At 54.7% G+C, this 21,128-nt stretch carries 20 protein-coding genes; 2 read left to right on the plus strand and 18 right to left on the minus strand.

Going from position 1 to position 21,128, the window contains the following annotated elements:
* Positions 1–8 precede the first annotated feature (8 nt).
* Positions 9–866, minus strand: coding sequence for an SH3 domain-containing protein (locus QU606_RS12915; RefSeq protein WP_046071053.1), 858 nt, complete (start codon positions 864–866; stop codon positions 9–11).
* 22 nt (positions 867–888) lie between these two features.
* A complete protein-coding gene (locus QU606_RS12920; RefSeq protein ID WP_057710744.1) occupies positions 889–2,148 on the minus strand; it encodes a hypothetical protein in 1,260 nt (419 codons plus the stop codon).
* 418 nt (positions 2,149–2,566) lie between these two features.
* Between QU606_RS12920 and QU606_RS12925 the strand changes: the two genes are divergently transcribed.
* Positions 2,567–3,820, plus strand: coding sequence for a TerD family protein (locus tag QU606_RS12925; RefSeq protein WP_057710743.1), 1,254 nt, complete (start codon positions 2,567–2,569; stop codon positions 3,818–3,820).
* A gap of 329 nt (positions 3,821–4,149) precedes the next feature.
* Positions 4,150–5,394, plus strand: coding sequence for a VWA domain-containing protein (locus tag QU606_RS12930; RefSeq protein WP_134939511.1), 1,245 nt, complete (start codon positions 4,150–4,152; stop codon positions 5,392–5,394).
* A 51-nt stretch (positions 5,395–5,445) separates the two neighbouring features.
* On the opposite strand, the gene QU606_RS12935 is transcribed toward QU606_RS12930, so the two are convergent.
* The 16 genes from QU606_RS12935 to QU606_RS13010 all read right to left on the minus strand — a co-directional run bounded on the left by QU606_RS12935 (position 5,446) and on the right by QU606_RS13010 (position 20,522).
* Positions 5,446–6,639 (minus strand): DUF4236 domain-containing protein, encoded by a 1,194-nt coding sequence (locus tag QU606_RS12935; protein WP_082628817.1) that lies wholly within the window; start codon positions 6,637–6,639, stop codon positions 5,446–5,448.
* A gap of 137 nt (positions 6,640–6,776) precedes the next feature.
* Positions 6,777–7,751: a lysozyme inhibitor LprI family protein gene (locus QU606_RS12940; RefSeq protein ID WP_057710741.1), complete on the minus strand. Its 975-nt coding sequence runs from the start codon at positions 7,749–7,751 to the stop codon at positions 6,777–6,779.
* Between the two features lie 83 nt (positions 7,752–7,834).
* Complete coding sequence (locus tag QU606_RS12945; RefSeq protein ID WP_057710740.1) at positions 7,835–8,836, minus strand: hypothetical protein; 1,002 nt, start codon at positions 8,834–8,836, stop codon at positions 7,835–7,837.
* A 164-nt stretch (positions 8,837–9,000) separates the two neighbouring features.
* Positions 9,001–9,579, minus strand: a complete 579-nt coding sequence (locus tag QU606_RS12950) for a TerD family protein (RefSeq protein ID WP_046071046.1) — start codon at positions 9,577–9,579, stop codon at positions 9,001–9,003.
* Positions 9,580–9,661: 82 nt separating this feature from the next.
* Positions 9,662–10,237: a TerD family protein gene (locus tag QU606_RS12955; protein WP_046071045.1), complete on the minus strand. Its 576-nt coding sequence runs from the start codon at positions 10,235–10,237 to the stop codon at positions 9,662–9,664.
* 27 nt (positions 10,238–10,264) lie between these two features.
* On the minus strand, positions 10,265–11,266 hold the full coding sequence (locus QU606_RS12960) for a TerC/Alx family metal homeostasis membrane protein (protein WP_057710783.1): 1,002 nt from the start codon (positions 11,264–11,266) through the stop codon (positions 10,265–10,267).
* A gap of 44 nt (positions 11,267–11,310) precedes the next feature.
* Complete coding sequence (locus tag QU606_RS12965; RefSeq protein ID WP_057710739.1) at positions 11,311–11,760, minus strand: tellurite resistance TerB family protein; 450 nt, start codon at positions 11,758–11,760, stop codon at positions 11,311–11,313.
* A 45-nt stretch (positions 11,761–11,805) separates the two neighbouring features.
* Complete coding sequence (locus QU606_RS12970; protein ID WP_057710738.1) at positions 11,806–12,975, minus strand: TerD family protein; 1,170 nt, start codon at positions 12,973–12,975, stop codon at positions 11,806–11,808.
* The gene (locus QU606_RS12975; RefSeq protein ID WP_057710737.1) at positions 12,975–13,562 is read right to left on the minus strand and encodes a TerD family protein; all 588 of its coding nucleotides are present in this window, start codon (positions 13,560–13,562) and stop codon (positions 12,975–12,977) included. Before QU606_RS12975 ends, QU606_RS12970 begins: the two co-directional genes overlap by 1 nt.
* Positions 13,563–13,564: 2 nt before the next feature.
* The gene (locus QU606_RS12980; protein WP_057710736.1) at positions 13,565–14,323 is read right to left on the minus strand and encodes an HAD family hydrolase; all 759 of its coding nucleotides are present in this window, start codon (positions 14,321–14,323) and stop codon (positions 13,565–13,567) included.
* The gene (locus QU606_RS12985) at positions 14,320–15,270 is read right to left on the minus strand and encodes an HpcH/HpaI aldolase/citrate lyase family protein (protein WP_057710735.1); all 951 of its coding nucleotides are present in this window, start codon (positions 15,268–15,270) and stop codon (positions 14,320–14,322) included. Before QU606_RS12985 ends, QU606_RS12980 begins: the two co-directional genes overlap by 4 nt.
* Complete coding sequence (locus QU606_RS12990) at positions 15,270–16,364, minus strand: cysteine protease StiP domain-containing protein (protein WP_057710734.1); 1,095 nt, start codon at positions 16,362–16,364, stop codon at positions 15,270–15,272. The genes QU606_RS12985 and QU606_RS12990 overlap by 1 nt, the downstream gene beginning before the upstream one ends.
* Entirely contained in the window at positions 16,357–17,115 is a 759-nt protein-coding gene (locus QU606_RS12995) for a hypothetical protein (protein ID WP_057710733.1), read from the minus strand. Before QU606_RS12995 ends, QU606_RS12990 begins: the two co-directional genes overlap by 8 nt.
* Entirely contained in the window at positions 17,105–18,232 is a 1,128-nt protein-coding gene (locus QU606_RS13000) for a phosphoribosyltransferase domain-containing protein (RefSeq protein ID WP_057710732.1), read from the minus strand. Before QU606_RS13000 ends, QU606_RS12995 begins: the two co-directional genes overlap by 11 nt.
* A 73-nt stretch (positions 18,233–18,305) precedes the next feature.
* Positions 18,306–19,445, minus strand: coding sequence for a trypsin-like peptidase domain-containing protein (locus QU606_RS13005; RefSeq protein WP_057710731.1), 1,140 nt, complete (start codon positions 19,443–19,445; stop codon positions 18,306–18,308).
* A 78-nt stretch (positions 19,446–19,523) separates the two neighbouring features.
* Positions 19,524–20,522, minus strand: a complete 999-nt coding sequence (locus QU606_RS13010) for an ATP-grasp domain-containing protein (RefSeq protein ID WP_057710730.1) — start codon at positions 20,520–20,522, stop codon at positions 19,524–19,526.
* Between the last annotated feature and the right edge of the window lie 606 nt (positions 20,523–21,128).

Here is a 21,128-nt window from a genome sequence, read left to right on the forward strand (position 1 = left end):
AAGATTCCTTAGATGAGTTCCCAGGTGCCGTTGGCTTGTTTGCAGAAGGTGTTCTTCTCCTGCACAGTGTTTCCGTCGGCCGCTTTGAGGCTCACGGTCACCGGCCGGCAAGACGTTTCAGCAGCGACCTGCTGAGTTGGCAACGTCGGGATCGAATCGAGATCGAAGGCCCTTGTTTCCTTGTCGGCAGCGACGTTCATCTCGTCCAGGTTGGCCGCGGACTTCACACGCTTCGCAACGGCTACTGATTTTGGTTCAACCAAATCTTTGTGGACGTAGCCGACAGTTACACCCTTGCGGCCGACAAGAATCCAGTCGCCTGTCGAACCAACGGCAGTAAACTCGGTGCCAGGTTTCAAACCACCCACTTTGTCTGCGCCTTTTTCAGGCGCGGCGCGCACATTCGAACTACTTTTGGTGACGTACTGTTCATTGATGAGCTTCATCGAAGGGACGGCGACGATCTTCGGAGCACGTTTCACTTCAACCGTTTTGGTTTGGGTGAACTCTTTGCCCTGAACGATCTCCGCCGACGCGCCAGAATGGGCCGATGTCCAGGACACGGGCAGACTGGACCCGCTCGGCGACGCGTTCAATGCATCTTGCGTGCGTTGTGCTAGGGCCTGCTGATCCTGCTCATCCAGTTTTGCACCGATTTTGTTACCGATGTAACCGCCCAGTGCACCGCCGACCAGGGTTGCCACGATCCGTCCGTTGCCTTTCCCGATGAACTGCCCGATGACAGCGCCAGCAACGACACCCACTGCGGTGCCAGCCTGTTGCTTGTTGATACCCAACTCAGCGCAGCCAGAGGTTGATGCTGCGATGGTCAATGCCAGTACTGAAACGAGAAACTTTTTACGCACGGTGACTCTCCCTTTGTGTAGGTCACTCTGCTTTCAGCAGAGGCCTTGTAATGTTGTAAAGCATTGCTTCTGAGGACATGGCCCAATGGAAAACGGTGGCAAGCACAACTGGCTGTTTGCCCAAGCTCCTGAACGCATCTCTATAACCGGGGCTATCGACAATTGCGTTGCCAACAACGAGAGGCAGCATAACGATCGAAATCACGGCGACCGGTCGAACGAAGCGAATTCGCCCGGGGAGGCTTCGAAGCGCCTCAACACCCGAGATGATCAAGACCACAAGACTGATGCCGCCGAAGAACAACCCACTAAGAAGGGAGAAGGGGATAAACCACATATTCTTGAGGACGTTCAAACCTTCAGCCCCGTGGATGTCGGTGTGAGCGACGTCATAGGCCATGTTGTCGGCAATGCCAGGCAGATAAGCCTGGTACTGCTCTCGCGTAGCCAGAAGGTTCATGCCCTTCACATAGAGAGGACCGAGTTTGGTCTTCGCCATGTGGCGAACCTCGGTGGTGTTGGCCAGAGCATCTCGTGTCCGCACACCGGGATTGATTGACCGGGCGTACTCGTCAATGGTCGGCTGGTATCCCAGATCTTCCCCTGCATTCGGCCATTTGATCGGTCGCCACTCACTCCCCGAGATGCCTCCCGCACGAAAACCTTCAAGCTGTGCATACGCCCTGCTGATGTCACTGACTGAGGGCACGACAGTTTCTTGCAAGCGCTCGTATAACGCGTCTCCATTACGGACGGTGTAGCCACGAAAAACAGCAGCTGAAAAGCCTTGGAAGTTCCTGTCGATGCGCTCGACGTAAGAGCCTTGAACACTCATCAGAACGCCGAGGTTTGCTATAAAAGCCTTCCCCTCTCCCTGATCCTTGTAAGCCTTATAGGGGATCTGCGGAATAGTCAGGGAGTCATAGAGCAATCCCTTTTTGGTGACGTATGCGTAGAGGCTACTGACCCGTAGCGAGCCGGGGAACTGCTCTGCGATCCAATCCGGTGCCGCACCCTGAAACCACCACGTTAACGGCGTAACGACAAGTGCCGATGCTCCGAGCCAAACCCACAGCACCCTCCCCTTGCCTTGGTATCGTCGATAACAGATTCGCCATACCAGCAAGCACATACTCGTCGCCGCCAGGATCTGGCTATAGGTCTCAAGGACTTCGAGTTTTCGGAGGGGGATATCAGCGCCAGCCATGTTGAGCAGCTCGGCGTTGAACAGCAGACTGCAGATCAAATAAAGGGCGTTCAAAACCACAAGTGCGATTAGCATCCAACGGGTCCTTGTCAGAAATTAAACGCCAGACCCTGGATGATGAGGGGGAGCGCAAATAGATGTAGCATATTGCCATCTAGGAGGAGACCGCACCACTTAAAATGCCTTGTCGAATTCCGGTGCAGAACGCCGGGCAGATGTTTTTGTTTCCTACGAACAGAACTTAACGGGACTGAGAGGACTTTCAATGTCGCGCACAACATTCCCTCTCGTACGTTCCAAACTTGGGTTTCAGACGGTGTGTAAATGGAGAATGGATGTCTCGGCGGTCGCCGGCGGCCAAGCCGTTAAACTGCATCAATGCGATCAGCACCAATGAGGGATGTTTCCCCATTGGCCGGCCTTCGCGCTCAAACAACAAAAGCGCAGCGCATGAACAATGCGTTACGAAAACCCATGGAATAGGCGGCATGAATTGAATCAGTCACTCAAACCCGGCGAGAACACAACGATCTTTTCCTCCCAAGGTTGGGTGGAAGTTACCCATGCGGCAGGTAACAACCTAGACGTGAACCTTACTGCGTTTTTGGTCACCGACACTGGCAAGGTAGTGGATGACAGCGGCATGGTTTTCTTCAATGCACCCGAGCACTCTTCAGGCGCGGCGACATTCGCGCCCCCGGTCGCTCGTGGCGACACGGTGAGTCACAGCATCAGCTTCGACTCGTCTCGACTGCCTGCCAACATAACGAAGATCGCTATTACTTTGACGCAAGACGGCAGCGCCGGCGGCTTCGAAGCAGTCAAAGACCTACGCGCTATCGTCATTGCCGGGGACCAAACCCTGGAACTGGCACCTGAGCCCTTCTCACAAGAGACGGGCATCATCGTGCTTGAGTTGTACGTCCGGAACGGCCAGCTCAAAGCGCGATCTGTATGGCAAGGTTTCGCCTCAGGTCTTGCCGGACTTTGCGGGTTTTATGGCATCGAAGTTGAAGACGATGCATCCTCCGGGCAGGCGGTAACACCTGCGCCGCCTCCGAAGCCCGTCAACATCGCTAAGACCGTGGTAAAACTGGACAAGCCTGGCAGCAGCCACAAGGTGTCACTCGAAAAAGGGCCGTCAGCTCCAAAGGTAATTCGCGTCAGCGCTACGTGGGTTGATAACGGCGACGGATCTGACAACGACGACCTCGATCTGCGAATCGGCATCCTTCGCCCTGATGGGCGAATGTCCATCATCCAGGCACCTGACAAGCGTGGGGCTTTTGACGTCGATCCCTTCGTTTTCCATACCGGTGACGTGGTCAGCGCCAGCACCTCAGCTCCTGGTATTGAAACCGTCGAAATTAACCCAGCAATCTCGCAGCTCATGGGCGGCAAGGTAGCGCTGGTCTGCAGCGTTTATTCAGCAGTAGATAACGGTGCGGTTTCGGTGGCATCGCTGAAACCTAAGATGCGGATGGAGTATGGCGACCAGGTCGTGGAATGCGCATTCGAGTTCAAATCCGGGTTTTTTAGCTCAATGGTGTATACCTATGTGATCGGGCAGATCGAAATTTCCCAGGACTTTGTCCTGCTTAGCCCGTCCGGAGTTACCTCCAAAGCCGGCAGCGAAGCCACCCCGTGGCTGACTCGAAAGGGAGACAAAATTGAGCTGACCATGGACGGCCCACACGTATTTAAAGGCCACCCAATCGAAAGGAGCGGCAAAAAACAGTATGTCTAAGCTTTCGTGCTAGCAGGCGCTTTCAGCAGATTCATGCTTGACAAGTAATCCCGCGACGGCACACGGCCGCCGCGGGATTTCTATTTTGGTTGTATGCAAGCATCATCGGCCTCGTCAACCCATGATGAATTGCCCCGTGTCCTCGAGAGAATGAACAGTTCTTCCCATAGGAATTTCCCGCTGCGACCTCATTGGCCGTATAAGACTTGCAGAAACATCGAGCGCCGTTAAGTTTAAGCCTACGGATATACCAGCCACTCCTGTGAAAATGGCTGTATCACCTTGGCCGTTTCATAATTAGGCGCTCTAATCGTCACAAGGAACCATGCATGCAGATCACCCAAGGCCAGCGTATGCCTCTGGCAAATATTCTTCCCGGTCTCTCATTCACTCTCTCGGTCAACATTGAGAGCCCCAGCGCAATCGATTTCGTATGTTTCGGTGTCGACGAACATGGCAAGCTTTCTGATGATCGCTACATGGTCTTCTTCAATCAGCCTTTCACGCCTTGCGGCAGTTTGGTTCTCGCCCCCGGTGGCCAGTTTGAAATTAATCTAGCCACCCTGCCCGCCTCTATCGATCGCTTGATCTTTACAGCCTCCATCGACGGTGCCGGGGCGATGAATGACATCCAGAATGGCAACTTCAAAGTAATCAGCCCATCTGGTGAGATAGGAGCGACCTGCGCATTCTCAGGGCTCACATTCACAACCGAGAAAGCGGTAATGATCGTTGAGCTTTACCGTAAGAATCGGGAGTGGCGGTTGGCCTCAAACCTTCAGGGGTTTGCCGAGGGCTTGGACGCTCTCGTGAGGTATTTTGGCGGCGAAGTTACTGAAGAGGCTGCACCGGCCCCATCTCCCTCCACAATCTCTCTGGAGAAGCGTGTAGCTGCTGTCGCGCCGGAACTGGTCAGTCTGGCCAAGAAGGCACAGGTTAGCCTCGAGAAAGCCTGCCTGGTTGGAATGAAAGCTCGCGTTTTGCTCGTGCTCGACGTCACCGACTCAATGAGAAATCAATACAAAACCGGCCGGGTGCAGGAAGTACTCAATCGACTTGTGCCAATCGCCGTCGCCCTAGATACAGACGCCGAACTTGAGTGCTGGACATTTGCCGAACGGCCATTGCGACTCTCACCTGTGACACTGAACAACTACCAGAACTTTGTCGAATCCGACAACAGCGGCTGGAAAAAGTGGGACGTCGGTCGGCGCTACAATGATGAGCCGAAGGCGATCCAAAAAGTGATCGAGTCCTTCCAAGCTTCCAAAGACAAAACCCCAATGTTTGTGGTTTTCATCAGCGACGGTGGCGTGTCTGAAAACCGCAAGATCACGCAACTTATGGTGGATGCAGCGAAGCTGGGAATCTTCTGGCAATACATTGGTTTAGCAGGCCGGAATTACGGCATTCTGGAAAAACTGGACACCATGCCCGGGAGAGTCGTGGACAACTGCGGATTCTTTGCCCTGGATGACCTGCACGACATGACGGAAGAGCAGTTGTACGAACGGCTGATGCAGGAGTTTCCGATGTGGATCTTGGAGGCAAAGCGCGAAGGAATCATTCGCTAACCCTCTCCTGCCCTCCCCACACCGCGGCGGCTCTAGCCGCCGCGGTTGTCTTCAGTTCAAGACCGACATATCCATCGGCGTCACCTCAACAAAACGCGCAGAGCGGTCCAGCTTTACCACTGCGCCACACGCGTTCAGGGTCGCTGCAGGATCGATCGCATCCAGACGATTGAAATCAATCGCATCCCACTGATCTCGCGTTACCAAGACCGAGAGCACGTATTGATCCTCCACTGTCCCGGTAGCGGGGTTGTCACGCTGGATATAACCCGACACTAGAATCTTCTGGATCGCCGGCAGTAGAGCGAACACCTCCCCTACAACTCGAAACAGAGATCCATAGCACAGCGCGACAAAGTCTCTACGTACCTGGGCATCCGAACGATTTTTGAAGGTTAGTTTGCCGTTGCCACGGGCTTCAGCGCTGCGCTGCGGGATATCGCCCTCATCAGGTAAATCAACATCGAGCGCGACGCCGGTAACGTCTTGTGAGAACTCATAGTCCACCTGGGTTTCTTTTGGCCAGGCAATGCCGCTCAACACATAGTCCAGGGCACGTTCCATCTGAGCACTGAAGCCCTTTGCCGCCAGCCGGAATGCTTTCTCGATTTCGGTGCGTTCAAGTTCATGCGCGTCACGCGTGGCCTGCCAGTTCGCGAGGTCTTGTCGATACTGCTCTTCCGCCGACTCAGCCTCACGCTCAATCTTAGCGATGCGCAGCAGCATTCGATCCATCAAACCTGGCGTCTGCTGAGTGGGCCTCGTGGGTTCTTCAATGGCGAATGGAGCTGGGATCAACGGCATGGCCCCCGGCCGCGGCGTCAGTAGGTGCACACCAAGGCAGGATTCGAGATCCTGATTGACCTTATCAGCTGCTTGAGTCAGCAAGTCCTGAATGGAATCGGCCATCTCGGATTTGACGCGTTTGATGACAGCAGTCGGCAACTCGATGTCATCTATATCCGTAATCAACAACGTGCCATCGTCGTTTACTTTCACCTTTACCTGGCCAGAGTATTCGCTTCCGGCAGGTCCTGGTTGGGAGCTACTCGATCTACTGGGCCGGTCGATCCTTTCACGATATGAAAGACCAGTACCGGGTAAGCCCGCATTGAGATAGGTGCCATTGCGACCCATCGTCATACTCAGACCACGAGGCCCTATCGAAGTACTTACCCCTTTGCCGCTAATGTTAAGGCGTACGCCAGGCACAATCGTGATTCGCTTGCTGAAACGAAATCCCATGACTACTCCTTGATCCTTCTTCCTGGATTCTTTGTTGTTTGAAAATGCCGGCTTCGGTCGGGCCCCTTAGACTGGCCCGACGTCCATTTACATCGGTGGCCGCGCATGTGGCAATAGCGCAACCTCCGATATGTCACTTATGCCCGTCCGGCTATGTAATCGTCGATCGAACTGAATTGCCGATGCCGACACATCCAGCCTGAGAGGAATACGAATACAGTCGTGGCAAGCACTGCCCAGCCGCGCCGCCGCCGGGCCTCACTTTTGGTTCGCGCACCGCCGCACAGCAGGAGGGCCATCATCAGGAGGTAGAAAGTCAGCAGAGTGACCTTTGCGAAGAGGGATAAAAGGAAAAACCAGATGCTGTTGCTTCTGTACGTTTGGATAAGCACCTGCAATGACATAAGACCACCAAGGACACAGGCAGCAATGATGGAGTAGTTGCGTGGTACCTCCAGCCAGGCGCTCGCGGCGAAATACGCCCCAATCCCCAAGATCGGAGTCAAGGTTGTCCAAAGCGCGTCGGTGTAGTCCTGATAGATCGTAATGGTCCCCCGACGGTGCAGGTAAATGCAGACCAGCAGCAACATTGCCATCACGAACAGGCCAATCTTCAAGTTCAGGATCGCTTGATGATCATCCGTGGCATTTCGCGGGGCTGCCGGCTTCACCACGGCGGGGACCATTGGAGAAGTAGCGGCCTTTGAAATCACATTCGTTTCAGATTGATCAACCCGGGTAGCGGCAACGGAGGTTGGCGCTTTAGATGGCTGATCCACCTTGGTGCGTAATAGAACACTGAGCCGATCAGTCATCGAAGCGGTTAAGCAACTGGCGGTCTTGCAGTTGTCGCGCAGACGCAACCAGTCTCGTTGATCTTGACGGACCTGGGCCTTGTTCGGCGCTGCGTCTAAAGCGCGGACATATTCGGAGTTCATCTGCTCATCCAGACGACTGAGTGCAGAATCTGTGCAAATCGATTTCTCAGCAAAGCTTGCAGCTTTGGTGCAATCAAAGCTGGTGGCATTGGAGTGGGCTGATACCAGGGTGAGCAACATGACGAAAAGGCCAGAGCCGATGTTGAATCGCGACATATTCGATTTTTCCTTCATTTTGTTTACTCCAGCGTTTCGTCAGAGCCCTGCCTAACCGCGCTCGTATGCACACGGCTAGGTGCCTGAAGCCTGGCTCTTACTTACGACGTTGGGGCTTGAAGAAAGGTCGTGCCGTCCCACTTGTAGTTTTCGGTGCTCTGAACACTCGGGCAGCAATCCGCATCATCCGGACCGACGGAGAGAACCGTCAGTCTGACGGTTTGGGGATCAACTACCTGAATGTCCTGGACACCATTGCCGACTACAGCTTTTCCACGGAAGTCCCAACCTGCCGAGTTGCCAATGAACGCGGCAAGGGTTTGGAAGTAGCCATTACCGCCACCTTGACCTTCGATCGTGTAAAGCAACACGGCATCCTTGATGCCGTCGTTATTCAGGTCAGCAAAAATAACCTGACGGCCCTCCTTGTATTCATCCCCGCCATCCTGGGCGATTTCACTCGCGATCATCCGATCTGCAGATGCAGCAAGGTTGGATGGCACTAATGCCTGAACAGTCGATTCGACGGCCTGTGCTGCTGGTTCCGCCGGCCGGGCAGTCTGGGTGACCTGAGCCTGAATCGGTGCCTGAGGTACCTTGCCTAACAAGATTGCCTCAGTCTCAGTCATTGGTTCATTAGGCTTAGCAGATGCTTTGCTCGCGTGGACACCGGCGCTGATGTTTTGAAGCACTGCAGCGCGTAATTCTTGCATGTCCGCAATGTCAAAAAGTTGGTTGCGTGTGTTGCCGAACGGTTGACCTTCACCCAGGAACCATCGTGCAAAAAAACCTGGACGCTTGTTTTCCTGTTGATCGACCAAGTGGTCAATTAGCTCATTGGCAGTTTTTGAGAAACGATCAAATCCATCTTTGCCGACGACTTGCACGATCGAGTCCTTCTCCCGCTCGATGTTGCTTCGTGCGAGCTCGAGCATGACAATGTTCGTGTCGACCAGTTTGCTTTCACACTCGTTCGTATAATTTCCAAGGCATGCCTGCCTGTATTCTTGAACTGCATTGTTTGCCTGGAAGTCGTTGTAGGCTCCGCAGCCTGACATAGACACCAAAACACCCGCAGCTACAACCCCACGAAACATGCTCATCCAAATATCCTTTTAAACCCGAGAACCGGTAGACTGCCGTGGCGATCGCCAGCAGTCGCTCCTAGTGATGAATTCGTCAAAACCGCCTACAGGACCAACTCCGTGGACTTTCAGTAGGCAAGAAAAAGCCCCCGTTTCGCGGGGGCTTTCTCACCCCTTGCGCGTTAGCCGATGTTCACGCCCATCGATTTAGCCAGAGGCGCCAGGCCACCAGCAAAACCTTGGCCAATCGCCTTGAACTTGAACTCGTCGCCATTACGGTACAGCTCGCCGAAGATCATGGCGGTTTCAGTCGAAGCGTCTTCGCTCAGGTCGTAGCGCGCCAGTTCTTTGCCGTCAGCCTTGTTCACTACACGGATGTATGCATTGGCAACCTGGCCGAAGCTCTGCTTGCGCGCTTCAGCGTCGTGAATGGTCACTGCGAAAACCAGCTTCTTCACAGCGGCAGCCAGACCGTTCAACTTGACGGTGGCTTGCTCGTCATCACCTTCGCCTTCGCCGGACTGGTTGTCGCCCATGTGTTCAACAGAACCATCAACCGATTTCTTGTTGTTGTAGAAAATGAAGCTGGCGTCGTCGAGGACTTGGCCGCTTTCACCCAGGATGAAGATCGACGCGTCGAGGTCGAATTTCGAACCATCGGTAACTCGTGCGTCCCAACCCAGACCTACAGTGACTTCGGTCAGGCCTGGGGCCTCTTTAGACAAACTAACGTTCCCGCCTTTCTGCAGAGATACGGCCATTTTCGATTCCTTTAAGTAAGGTAGACCAGGCCTTTAGATCAAGGCCAGGTAAAAAAAGATAATTAGATTAACGGCTTAGACGTTAAAAATTCATGCCATAGTTATTGGCCAGAGCTTTCAGGCCGCCGGCATAACCCTGACCAACAGCCCGGAATTTCCACTCGCCGCCGTTGCGGTACAACTCAGCGAACACCATCGCAGTTTCAGTCGATGCGTCTTCTGCCAGGTCGTAACGAACGACTTCCGCATTGGTCGTATCGTTAACGATGCGAATGAAGGAGCCGCCGACCTGACCGAAGCTTTGCTTGCGTACTTCTGCATCGTGGATGGTAACGATGAAGACCACTTTGTCCACGTCGGCCGGGATGCGGCTCAGGTCTACCTTGATTACTTCGTCGTCGCCGTCGCCCGCACCAGTGCGGTTGTCGCCAGTGTGCTCAACCGAACCGTCAACGCTTTTCAGCTGGTTGTAGAAAATGAAGTCGGCTTCCCCGCGTACTTTGCCATTTGCGCCCAGCAGTAGCGCACTGGCGTCCAGGTCGAACTCAGCACCATCAGTAGCACGCGGGTCCCAGCCCAGGCCTACCAAAATTTTGGTCAGGCTCGGGTCGGTTTTGGTCAACGAAAGATTGCCACCTTTCTGTAGGGTCAACGCCATGGGTATTACTCCTTGTGGTATGGGCTATTACTCAGCGGTTTCAGTTTGAGCTTCTTCCTTGCCTGGAAAGACAAGGCTTGCAACTACACCAATCGCCAGTACAACCATAACGATTAGCAGGCTGGTGTTTGCATCGATTGTGTAGCCATGGTGAAACATGTGGTCGGTAGCGTTCAGGCCGAGTTTAATGGCGATGAAGAACAGCAGGGCGACTACAGATTTTTCAAGGTGAACCAGGTAGCGTTTCAGCGCTTCGAGCACGAAGTACATGGTACGCAGTCCCAGGATCGCAAACAGCATGGCAGAGTAGACGATCAGGGGCTCACGGCTAACGGCGATCACCGCTGGCACAGAGTCGAACGCGAACAACACGTCAGAAACTTCGGCCACTACAAGGCAGAGGAACAGCGGGGTCGCAAAAACTGTTCCTTTTGCTGCCAGGGTCATGCCTTTGTTCTCAGGCTTCTGGAGTTCCACCTCTAGCTGCTTACGGCTGACGAAGAAATTATGGCCGTGAAGTTTCGGCCACACAGGGAACAACTTCTGTGCGAAGCGGTAAGCCATGTGCTTGGAGTAGTCCTCTTCCTCTTCATCATCGCCGCCGGCGCGCAGCATCATAACTGCGGTCCACGCAACGATCACGGCGAACACGATTTCGACCCATGGACCGAAAGCCAGCAGACCGGTACCAATGGCAACGAAGATGCCGCGGAACACGATCGCGCCAATGATGCCCCAGTACAGCACGCGGTGACGCATGCCATCCGGCACTTTGAACCATGCGAAAATCGCCATGAACACAAACAGGTTGTCGACGCTGAGAACTTTTTCGAGGGCGTAGCCAGTTACAAACAGGCTGGCGACCTCCGGGCCGTGCTGTACGTATAAGAAGCCGGCGAACGCCAACGAGATAGCGATCCAGAAGATCGACCAAATCGAAGCCTTAGCCAGGGAAATTGGCTTGTCACCGCGGTGAGTGACCATGTCGAGGAGAAGCGCGCCGAGCGCGATCCCCACGAATACCGCCATGGTCAGCGGAGGGAAACCGATGTGAGTGTCCAAAGTACCGCTCCTTAAAGTTCAAAGTCAGCTGGGTTAAGGCCCAGCTCAAGGCAGACCAAGCGGCACGCCGCTTTTTCTTTGTCATCGAAATCGCCGTCAGACGCACCAATGGCGCAGCCGACTCGAACCAAGAGCCGGGCAGCGCCAGCATCGTTCTTGATCTTGCCGATCACCTTCAGTGCTTCGGCCTGGCCAATCTGAAAGTCGAACTCGAACTTTTCGCAGTGTGCGTTGAACGCCTTGATTACGTCGCCCATGTCGAACACATTCAACTCAGGCGAGTTTTGAATGAAACCGGTCATCTTCTGTTTTTCTTCAGAAGAGATACCACCTGACGCAGCCGAGATGAGCGCGCAATTCGCAGTCATCGCATCAAGAAATTTCTGGTTCTTGAACTTTGAAACTTCAGTAGACAGTGCTTCACGCGCTGCAACAGCGTTTTGTTTAAGCCATGCAAACATGTTGTGTTCCCCCAAGGGCCGGGTCGACAGACCCCGCCAGATTTTCTATTTGGAGCCTGCGCGCCAGTTCATGCCCCAGCCGTAAGCTTTGTCCATTACTGCGTGACCTCGATGGAAGTCCACACGCCGAGAGACCTTAACGGCGCCGTTCACATTTTCAAGCATCGCAATGGCACACATTGCGTCACGACCACCCTCTTCATTGAGACGCACCTCAATTTCAGGTTGGCCTGGGATGAGAATGGTCACAACACCATCGGTTTCTCTCCAGTTCGGAGCACCCTCGTAGATAAAGGCGAAGACCAAGATCCGGCGGATTTCACTCCACTTGGTCCCGTTGATGTGCATCCACTCACCACCAGCGACAGAGCCAGTACGGTCGTCACCCATCAACTGAATGAAAGGCTCACGTGTAAGACTACCGAACGATTTACCGAGGGCTTGAACAACTCCTTTCTCGCCGTCCTGCAGTTCGTACAGGCAACCAACGTCCAGGTCGACGGATTGGCTTCGCTTGAAGAACCCGCCCGAGCTGCCTTTGTTCCAGTTCAAGTTCACCTTGATTTCGCCGAAACCGGCTGCCGTCTTTTCAAGACTGATAGACGATCGTGTTTTATCGAGGGTGACCTTGTTCAGACTAATCGTAGATTTAGGGGGCGCGGCCGGAGCAGGCGGCGGCGTTTGTACCACTGGGGCAGGGGCCGGCGCTGGTGCGGCGACATCTACACCGAAGTGCTTGGCCAACGGCTCAAGTCCACCATTGAAGCCCTGGGCCACACAGCGGAATTTCCAGTCACCATTTCGGCGATAAAATTCGCCGAGGATGAGTGCTGTTTCCTTCATGCCGCCAGTAGGGATTTGAGCTTCGATTCCACCTGTCACCACAACCGAAAGTTGTGACACACGTTCAAAGCTTGCCTTGTTTTCGTAGATAGTGGCGGTAAGGGCCACTTTCTCAACTGAAGACTCAAGACGACTCGTATCGAGGGAAAACACTGCGCGCCCGGCCGAGGACTCGGTCAGTTGAACGGCGCCACCCAGAATTTGAGGCTGGCCATAGAAACACATGTCGCCATCGCCTCGGACTTTGGCCGAGGCGCCCAGTGCGAAGGCCGAGACGTCAATGTCGGCCCCCGGGATTGGCGAGTAATTGATATCAACGCGAAGCTGGCCGCTGGCAACAGCCGCATTACCACCAGGTACGAGATTCGCCATTAGCGCAGCGCCTGAACGGCCAGAGTGATCAGGTCGTCGGCAGTTCGGCCATTCGTGGTCGTACCGATTGCCTTGAATTCCCAGTCGCCATTCTCGCGGGTCAGGCTCGCCATGACGATTCCGGTGTGCCCACCTTTGTCCGATAGGTTGAAGCGTGCAAGCTCATTGTTGTTGCTGCCATTCACAATACGGCAGTAGGCCTTTTCGACTTTCTCAAAAGTCTGTCCCGTAAATGAGTTTACCGTAAAAATCAGATACTTGACGGAGGCAGGCAAGCGCTGCAGGTCGACATTAATGGTCTCGTCATCACCATCGCCTTCGCCGGTACGATTGTCACCGGAATGTTTGATCGAACCGTCCTGAGACTTCAGTTGGCGAAACCACACCAGGTCGATTTTTTGATAATCGCTGTTCAGCAAAATGCAGGAAGCGTCGAGGTCGATCTCGGCACCGCCACCAAACATCTTGCCGAGGAAACCGCCCGCCTTGACTGGGTCCCAACCCAAACCAAGGCTGATGCTGGTCAGCGAACTGCCGGCCGTTTTAGCCAGGGAGATGGATTGCTGTTTTTGCAGGGTAAGTGCCATGGTTACGCTCCTTGTTGGTCATCAGTGTTCGCGTGTCGATCAGGGTTGATCGTCACTTGCAGGTTGGCTTGCGCGACATTGCGCACACCCGAATTCCCGCTTCTATTTGCCCGCAGGCCTAGACGACGCCATGCGGGATGAAAGTGTCGCCAGTGTGCTTCTTGGGCCGCAGCCAACAACTCGAAATCGCCGCGGGTATCACCCCATGCTTTAACCCGGAACAGGTCCAGTGGCCCGTACACAGCCTCAAGCCTGAGTACTTTGTTCTCGCATCTGCAGTTGTTGCCAGTCATGCGCCCGGTCAACAGACCGTCTACTACCTCAAGCTCGGTGCCGATCAACCTGATGCCAAGTCGATCCGCAAACGGCTGGAGAACCAACGCTGGGGACGCGGAGCAGAGAGTAACTACTGCTCCCGCCTCTACTTCGGCGGCGACAGATTTTAAACCTGAAGGGCGCATGAGCTGTTCCCAAAATAACCCGCAGAGTTTCACGGCCTGCTCCTGCACCCATTTCGTTTCTACGCCTGTAAGAAACGTGCTGATCAGCTGTGCTTTCAACTCATCACGATTCAAACGCCGAGCCAGGTATCGAACGCTTGGCAGGGCAAGCCGCAAAATACGTCGATTGAATTCCCGGGTTCCAAAGGCAAACTTCAGGAATGGAACGAAGCTATCGTGCCGGGTCAGCGTGCCGTCGAAGTCAAAAACCGACAGCACATGACGCCTTTGCCCGCCAGCATCGTCATATTCCATTGTCATCCCGCGGCCTCTGCCAAACGGATAGGGGCCTCAATGGGTCCTACATCTGGTTGCCGAACCCCGTGCCACTTCGCTCGTTCAAGGATGTTGACCGCCCACTTGTAATGGGTCGCAGGTTCGCACATGGCATCGTTGTGCTTGAACACTGCCGGAGCAGCGTCACTGACAATCATCTTCGCGCAGTTGAGGTCTTCGAGGCTTACGCGCAACGTGTCTTGGATCATGCTGATCTGCGATGGATGAATCGCCGTCTTCCCTACCAAGCCATGGGCGATGTCGAGTTCAAGCTCCTCCATCAGCAAATGCGGTGTCGCGAGTTGCTCGAACACTGGTGCCGTCAGTGCGAAACCTTGGGACCCCATGACGCCTGCCAACATTGGGATCACGTAGCCCATTGGGGTGCTATAGAGCGTTGTTGCAGGATTCCGACGAAGTCCAAGACTTCCCATCAGGTCGTTCCCACCGATACGTAGGGCGATAATCCGCTGATTTAGGTTCGCCTTCAGCGCCTGGCCCAACTCGACCATTGCACCAGGGTTGAACACCTCTGTGGTTTCCAGCGTCGGCATAAGGTACAGCGCCGGGTTTGTAACGGCCTGTTCCCATTCCCCGAGGTTGCGCAGGGTCAATTTCGGCACAACGAACCCATCAACGTGGGCCATCAACGACCAATCATTCAGCACTGCAGCCATCACCGAGTCTCGGGGACGAACAAACAGCAGTGGACCATCGGACGGACGCCCACCGCGCTCGTTGATTGCGGTCAGCAGGCCATGCAGATTTCTCAAAGCCGTGTCGACGTCAATCTCCGCGACCGCATCCTCAAGGCACACGACCAAAGAACGCAGTTCTGGCAGTTTTGTGCGGAAAACCACATCCAGAAGATCCGGACGTGTGGCCGGCATGTAGAGCGTTGCCCCCAGGGCATAAGGAGAAAGGACTTTCATCAGCTCACACTCCGAATGATAGTTACCGCCCGGTAAGGGCCCAATGCAGCCCCCACCTCTTCCACAGCGACCCCAGCGCCCTCAGTCAGGTGCATGAGCAACTGAACATCACTGTCGCTACGGCTGCGGACCAAGACGTGATCCGGTACACGACGCAGTACCGCGCGGGTTGCTTCGGCAATACCAGGCTTAACTCGATTGTGATTGGTAATGCCTAACTGGGAGGCCAGCGATTTGACTACGTGCGAAGCTGCACCCTGCAGTTCAAAGCGCTGGGTATCGGTCCATGGAGAGGCTTGAGGAACCGTCCCCAGCGCCTTTCGCTTCTCCTCGATCTGCTCGATGAACTCGCGGGTGACATCGTGCGCACGCAGATGGTCATAAACCACACAACCATGCAGGCCCCCATCTGCGGGCCATATGGAGCGCGAAACCAGACCAGACACCGTCGCACCAAGGATGCCGGAGGGGATAACCCAGTCTTCAGCCGACGCGGACAACCACGCCCGGCCGCAGGGATCTGCCAGCACTACAAGCCGGGGTTCCTCAGGGAAGCGCGAGTCGCCATTGAGGCTGCGCTGAATCTCGCCAGAGATTGCGCCCTTCCCTGTCCAGCCATCGACGAAGACGACGTTCTCGGAACCATGTCCCTGAATGATGGCCTCGAGGGCAACTTTGTCGATCCCTCGATCTCGGACAATGCTGATTCCGTAGTGGTGCGCATCTCGACCCATATCTAGCAGGGCCCGTCGCAATAACACGCCGAGCGGCAAGCCAGCACGAACGAACGACACAAGCACAATAGACGGGCCCGTGCATGCCTCGCTCAGCGCCAGCGCCAGGGACTGAACGTCCATGGCCATGCGGGTACCGTTTTGTTCGAGTGCGCGCTCGTAGAGGGCTTTGTGCACGTCAGTCGGCGCACTCTCAAGGCTGATCATTTCGGAGTAGTGCTTCTGCTTCGACTGAATCAGACGCTCCTTCTCCAAGACATCAGTGGTCTCCATCTGAACGGCCTGCAGCAGGAACTGAACATCATCTGCTGCATAGCTGCCGCTCCCCACGGTAACCAGACCCGCAATGGCCTTAGTCATGGACCTTCCCTCCAACGAGCTTGGCCAATTGGCTACGCGCTGGGGTCGCCCACATATGGCACTCCTGCATGAAACCGAGGTCAGTGATGCTGTCCCCAAAGCCCAGCACCGGACGCTCACCATTGGCCTCACGATCACGGCGCAACAATTCTTGAACAGCCACTACCTTCGACAGGCCCAGCGGCAAGAACGCGAGGTTGTTGGAATTTCCGTGGATGTGCATGCCTTCCAATAAACCGCGGGCCTGTACTTCAGCGAGAACCGTCTGCAGGACTTCATCATTGGATTCGTTGTGCTTGGTCACTACGTAGTGGCGCAGGCCTTCTTCCTCGACAACCCATCCGCGCAAGGAAATGCCCAGTTCCTTGCCAATGGCGAGGGTTGCTTCACTGAGGCCTGGCAAGCGAGCCTGATAGTCAGCAAGAACATCGCTCATGCGTGCTTGCCATTCCTCGTCAAGCTTTCCATCAGCACCAAGGATCACGCCGCCATGGGAGCAGACGGCACCGTGCATAAAAGGCAGTTGCACACGACTAAATGCTTCAACGCTGCGCGCTGTAACTGGGACCACGTCAGTCGTAGACAGGAGCCACTGGGCGAGGGAGTGTTGGACCGTACTCATGTAGCCATTGGGCTGACCCTCGATATCGAGAGTCGCAGTAATCCGCTGAGAACCTTCTGGCATTTTGCGAGCAGTCTGGAACAGGGTGTCGTCGAGATCGACCAGGGCGAGGGGGCGATTATTGACCATCGACAATCACCTCCGCGCTCAGGGATTCAATCAGCGCGACGGACACAGCCTGCTCAGGTGTTTCCGAGCAAATAAGGACACGATCAAATTGCCCTGGTCTGACATTGTAGAGGAAGTTGGGGATACCGAGACCGTAGTTGTCCGCGAACGACAACGCGTGACCGATGGCATGGCCCAGTGCGATTGGTGAGCGACTAGTCGAACTGAAATGCACATCAGCACCAGCACGCTCCAAGCGCTCGGCGAGCAAAAACGGACGCCAGACGAATTCGCTGGTACCAACCACGAGTACGCGCTCACCCGCTTTGACTTTCAGATCGAGAGCCAAAGTGTCTTCTACACAGCGAATACCATGGCGCCCCCAATCGCTTTCCGCCGACAACGGCCACTCTCCGGGCTCGATGCTGCCCACGGCCGGCATTTCCGGCAGCGGCGCATCAGCGTCCTCGTGGAAGGTATACGACCCCTGCAACAGCGAAACCTGATGCGCAGAGTCACCGATGGTTTTGCGCACCGCATCGCCGGACCAATCCGTCAGTACGCACGTCACCACGCGCTCGACCCAAGTCAGGCCGGCATCGACCAGCGCACGGTGAAGATTGATGAAGGTTTTGCCCGTCGAGGCTTCGTCGTCGACCAGCACTAGCGAACGGGCCTTCAACATCATTTCCCGAACGTCGGCATCGATCGGCAAATGAATGAGGTGCGCACTGGCGTGGCTATGTTCTTCTTCAAAACGGGTGAACAGGTCATTGCCAGTAGGGTGGCGTGTGCTGACCATATAAACCGTGTCCGGCCGCGTCGCGCTGTATGCGCGATGCACACCAGCACCCAGGCCAACTGCTGTTTCAGCCATGCCGATAACGAGTACGGGCCCAGGCAGATCGTCAGGAATTTGTGCTGCGAGGCTATTGAAGCTTGAATTCATGATCGAAGGCCGCACAGGTATGTGGCGACCAAGTACTTTGGACACGAAAAGAAACGCACGCTTTGGATTACGGCGCTCGGCAAAACCGAACAAGGAGTCCGGGTCGATATGTGTGGCATCGACAGTGACATCGAGACGCCCGCGCATCAGTTGTGCGCTTAGAGCTTGTTTAACTGCGTTACATTCCATGAAACAAATTCCTAGGGTAGCGTGAGGTCGATAACCTAACGTCTCTTCCGCAGCTTTCAAGTCAAAATAGGGGCTAAAAATTCTTGGCTTCGACGCGCCACATAGATGCTTGGGCCGAACGTGCTAATTCAGCAGTTGTGAACGTCCTGCTGCTGGATGCTTGAACTGCATCAACGCGGCACGCATCCAGAAAGGAGAGGAGCAAAGACGCTTTAACGGCAAAGTTCATATTTTGAGCATCAGGCATTGTAGAAGTTACCAAACCGATAACAGCGCCTGTCGAATCAAATAAAGGAGATCCGCTAGAGCCAGGTTGAATAGCCGCAGTAAATTGTAGAAGGCTAGAATCGTTATGCAGGCCAAACAACGCCGACACGCCGCCCTGGGTCACGTGGACACCACCGCCGGCGAAACCCGACATAGGGAAACCCAGCGCGACTACAGATTCGCCCAAGTCGCAGCCGGAGCCGTCCTTAAAAGAGACAGATCTGAGGACAGGGGACTCCATCACTCTGAGGAGAGCGATGTCATTACGCTGATCAACGACGACCGGCTCTGCACGATAACGACCTTCAAAGGAGGAAATGAATATGTCACTCATGCCCTCGATTACATGAGCACAGGTGAGCACATGGTGCTGGGAAACAGCGAAACCAGTGCCGGTTGCGCCCGTACGTGCGCGGTCAGCCTCCGCAGAGCTACTGCGCCCTTTTGGATGAGCGTCATTAATATCGATCCCGATGCGGCGGCCTAGAGCGGCTAAACCATAAGCCGAACCCTCAGCCAGTGCGCGAAACTTCCATTGCTGATTGCGGATGTAGAATTCGCCGATAATGATCGCCGCTTCACCGTTATCGCGAAGGTCCAACCTATATTCAATCTGTTCGTCAACAAGTAGGTGCAACGAACGAAGATCGCTTACCGGTCCTGCTGCAGAAAAAGAGTATGCGATGAGAAGTAGCCGATCGCTACCGGACGGGAGGGCTGACAAGTTCAATTTACAACCAACCTTTGCTTGGTCGCCGCTCCACTCCATCCAAGACTGTGACGTCTGAAATAGGGCAGCCTCACCAGTGGGTTGGCGTTTGTCATTTACCGGCAGTATGGCAATCGCAGCGTACTCCCCGAAAGCCGAGGAGTTCCCGCATTCCAGAGTCCATTCACTCCGTGCACTTGATACCGCAGTGTTTGCGCCTGGCGCGAGCACCATCATTCCTTGATTACTCCTTAAGTGCTAAAATCACCGCGCTGCAATGGTACCAAACTTCAGGTTTCTCAATGCCTCAGGATGTCATTTTGGCACTACAGCTGCAACGGTGACCCCTTTCACACGTACGTCTGGCCGCCAAACGGTAGCTGGCTCAGGGAGATTCAGGCGGCGCGTAGCAAATATACCCGCCAAATTGACGCCAGCCTCCCGGGTATAACCAACGCCACCAGAGTAGCGCGGGTTAATTTCCAACAAGTGGGGTATACACTGCGCATCATCCTTTGTCTGAACATTCACAATGCCGTCACACTGGAAATGCTCGGCCGCTTTGAGTGCAAGCTCAACCGCTGCACCAGCGTTTTCAAAAATCTGATGGACGCCGGTCTTCCTCCGGGCCACGAACGCGATCGCTCGGCCAGCTTCGCAGACCATATCGACCGAACACTCGCTCCCGGGCATGTAAGGCATTACAAGCATCGCTGGCGGCGATGCGATTTCGCTGTAAGCACGCATGTATGTTGCGAAATTCGCAACCCGTGCATCGGGATCAGCGAAGCAGCGAAAGGAATCAGTTCCCTCTTTGAAACGCCAAAAGCCTTGACCATAGATGCCGATTGAAGGTTTTACGCACACCTCACCCGATGCCAAAAGAGTTTGGTAAGCAGCAAACATTTCCTCAGTATTCGTAGCAGTAATCGCCGGCACGCAAGCCAAGCCAGCACGCTCTGCCTCAGCAGTAAACCTGCTCTTGTCATCAACGAGGTCGAAGGTACGCATCGATGTCCCACCGGTTACCAGCACCAGGCCAGCTTCCTCGAATCGAGCCCGAGCCTGCTCAAATACCCCCCCCAATCGACCTGCCAGGATTACTTTAATGCCATAGGTTCGCGCAGTTGAAATCACCCACGAGATCCGATCTTCAGAACCACGAGGCTCAATGAAACTCATATCTGCACCGGCCGTGATTTCAGGGCGATCGTCGCGATGCGAGGCGAAAATTTTCACTTCAGGTGGCAGCGCATCACGCGCACCTTGAATAATGTCGCGCTGGCTAGACTGCCCTTCGAGAAACCAAATCATGTTTTAACCTCACTTGTAGATGTGCACTGACAGTCAAACCCGATGAAGGGGACAGACAGCATCCGATAAGTTCAACCGGAACATAACGAGTCCGGCCGTAGCGTCAAGGCAATGCAGCGCGTTGTTCCAGGATAGCGTCATCACGAGACAAGCTCCCATCCACAATCGGTTTTCAGGTTTTAAACTGGACCACTTGCATGTGGTTCCTGCGCTCGTAAAATAATTCGGGACGGTGGTGGTGAGGCAAAACTAGGCGGGATTAGCCGGAGAAAAACAAACAGCATCGTCATTTTCGAGTCGAGTCCAGTTAAGAATGCGCACCGATCGCGACATTTTTCTAACAATTTTGCAGCGACATCAAGTAAATCGTCCACAGACATTCTATTTCAGCGTATGAAGCTGCAGGGCAACTGAAGCTCTCGCTCCGGTTTTCTCATATGTCCTGGTAAACGAGTGTCAGGACACGAAGCAATTCAGTATGGCCTTCTTACCACTATTTTGCGTGCCGGAGCGGGGCGAACGAAGACCTTCATCGTCGGCGATCCAAACCAAACTATCTGCGGCTCCCTCGGTAGCTACGCAGTTCCGGTGGCTGATTTTCGTGCC

Source organism: Pseudomonas sp. OVF7 (assembly GCF_030644265.1).
Taxonomy (GTDB): domain Bacteria; phylum Pseudomonadota; class Gammaproteobacteria; order Pseudomonadales; family Pseudomonadaceae; genus Aquipseudomonas; species Aquipseudomonas gorinensis.

Excerpts from the sequence above, each read along its gene's own strand:
- QU606_RS12920 (WP_057710744.1), bottom strand. The coding sequence starts at position 2,148 with ATGCTAATCGCACTTGTGGTTTTGAACGCCCTTTATTTGATCTGCAGT.
- QU606_RS12930 (WP_134939511.1), top strand. The coding sequence starts at position 4,150 with ATGCAGATCACCCAAGGCCAGCGTATGCCTCTGGCAAATATTCTTCCC.
- QU606_RS12935 (WP_082628817.1), bottom strand. The coding sequence starts at position 6,639 with ATGGGATTTCGTTTCAGCAAGCGAATCACGATTGTGCCTGGCGTACGC.
- QU606_RS12940 (WP_057710741.1), bottom strand. The coding sequence starts at position 7,751 with ATGAAGGAAAAATCGAATATGTCGCGATTCAACATCGGCTCTGGCCTT.
- QU606_RS12945 (WP_057710740.1), bottom strand. The coding sequence starts at position 8,836 with ATGAGCATGTTTCGTGGGGTTGTAGCTGCGGGTGTTTTGGTGTCTATG.
- QU606_RS12950 (WP_046071046.1), bottom strand. The coding sequence starts at position 9,579 with ATGGCCGTATCTCTGCAGAAAGGCGGGAACGTTAGTTTGTCTAAAGAG.
- QU606_RS12955 (WP_046071045.1), bottom strand. The coding sequence starts at position 10,237 with ATGGCGTTGACCCTACAGAAAGGTGGCAATCTTTCGTTGACCAAAACC.
- QU606_RS12960 (WP_057710783.1), bottom strand. The coding sequence starts at position 11,266 with ATGGCGGTATTCGTGGGGATCGCGCTCGGCGCGCTTCTCCTCGACATG.
- QU606_RS12965 (WP_057710739.1), bottom strand. The coding sequence starts at position 11,760 with ATGTTTGCATGGCTTAAACAAAACGCTGTTGCAGCGCGTGAAGCACTG.
- QU606_RS12970 (WP_057710738.1), bottom strand. The coding sequence starts at position 12,975 with ATGGCGAATCTCGTACCTGGTGGTAATGCGGCTGTTGCCAGCGGCCAG.
- QU606_RS12975 (WP_057710737.1), bottom strand. The coding sequence starts at position 13,562 with ATGGCACTTACCCTGCAAAAACAGCAATCCATCTCCCTGGCTAAAACG.
- QU606_RS12980 (WP_057710736.1), bottom strand. The coding sequence starts at position 14,323 with ATGACAATGGAATATGACGATGCTGGCGGGCAAAGGCGTCATGTGCTG.
- QU606_RS12985 (WP_057710735.1), bottom strand. The coding sequence starts at position 15,270 with ATGAAAGTCCTTTCTCCTTATGCCCTGGGGGCAACGCTCTACATGCCG.
- QU606_RS12990 (WP_057710734.1), bottom strand. The coding sequence starts at position 16,364 with ATGACTAAGGCCATTGCGGGTCTGGTTACCGTGGGGAGCGGCAGCTAT.
- QU606_RS12995 (WP_057710733.1), bottom strand. The coding sequence starts at position 17,115 with ATGGTCAATAATCGCCCCCTCGCCCTGGTCGATCTCGACGACACCCTG.
- QU606_RS13000 (WP_057710732.1), bottom strand. The coding sequence starts at position 18,232 with ATGGAATGTAACGCAGTTAAACAAGCTCTAAGCGCACAACTGATGCGC.
- QU606_RS13005 (WP_057710731.1), bottom strand. The coding sequence starts at position 19,445 with ATGATGGTGCTCGCGCCAGGCGCAAACACTGCGGTATCAAGTGCACGG.
- QU606_RS13010 (WP_057710730.1), bottom strand. The coding sequence starts at position 20,522 with ATGATTTGGTTTCTCGAAGGGCAGTCTAGCCAGCGCGACATTATTCAA.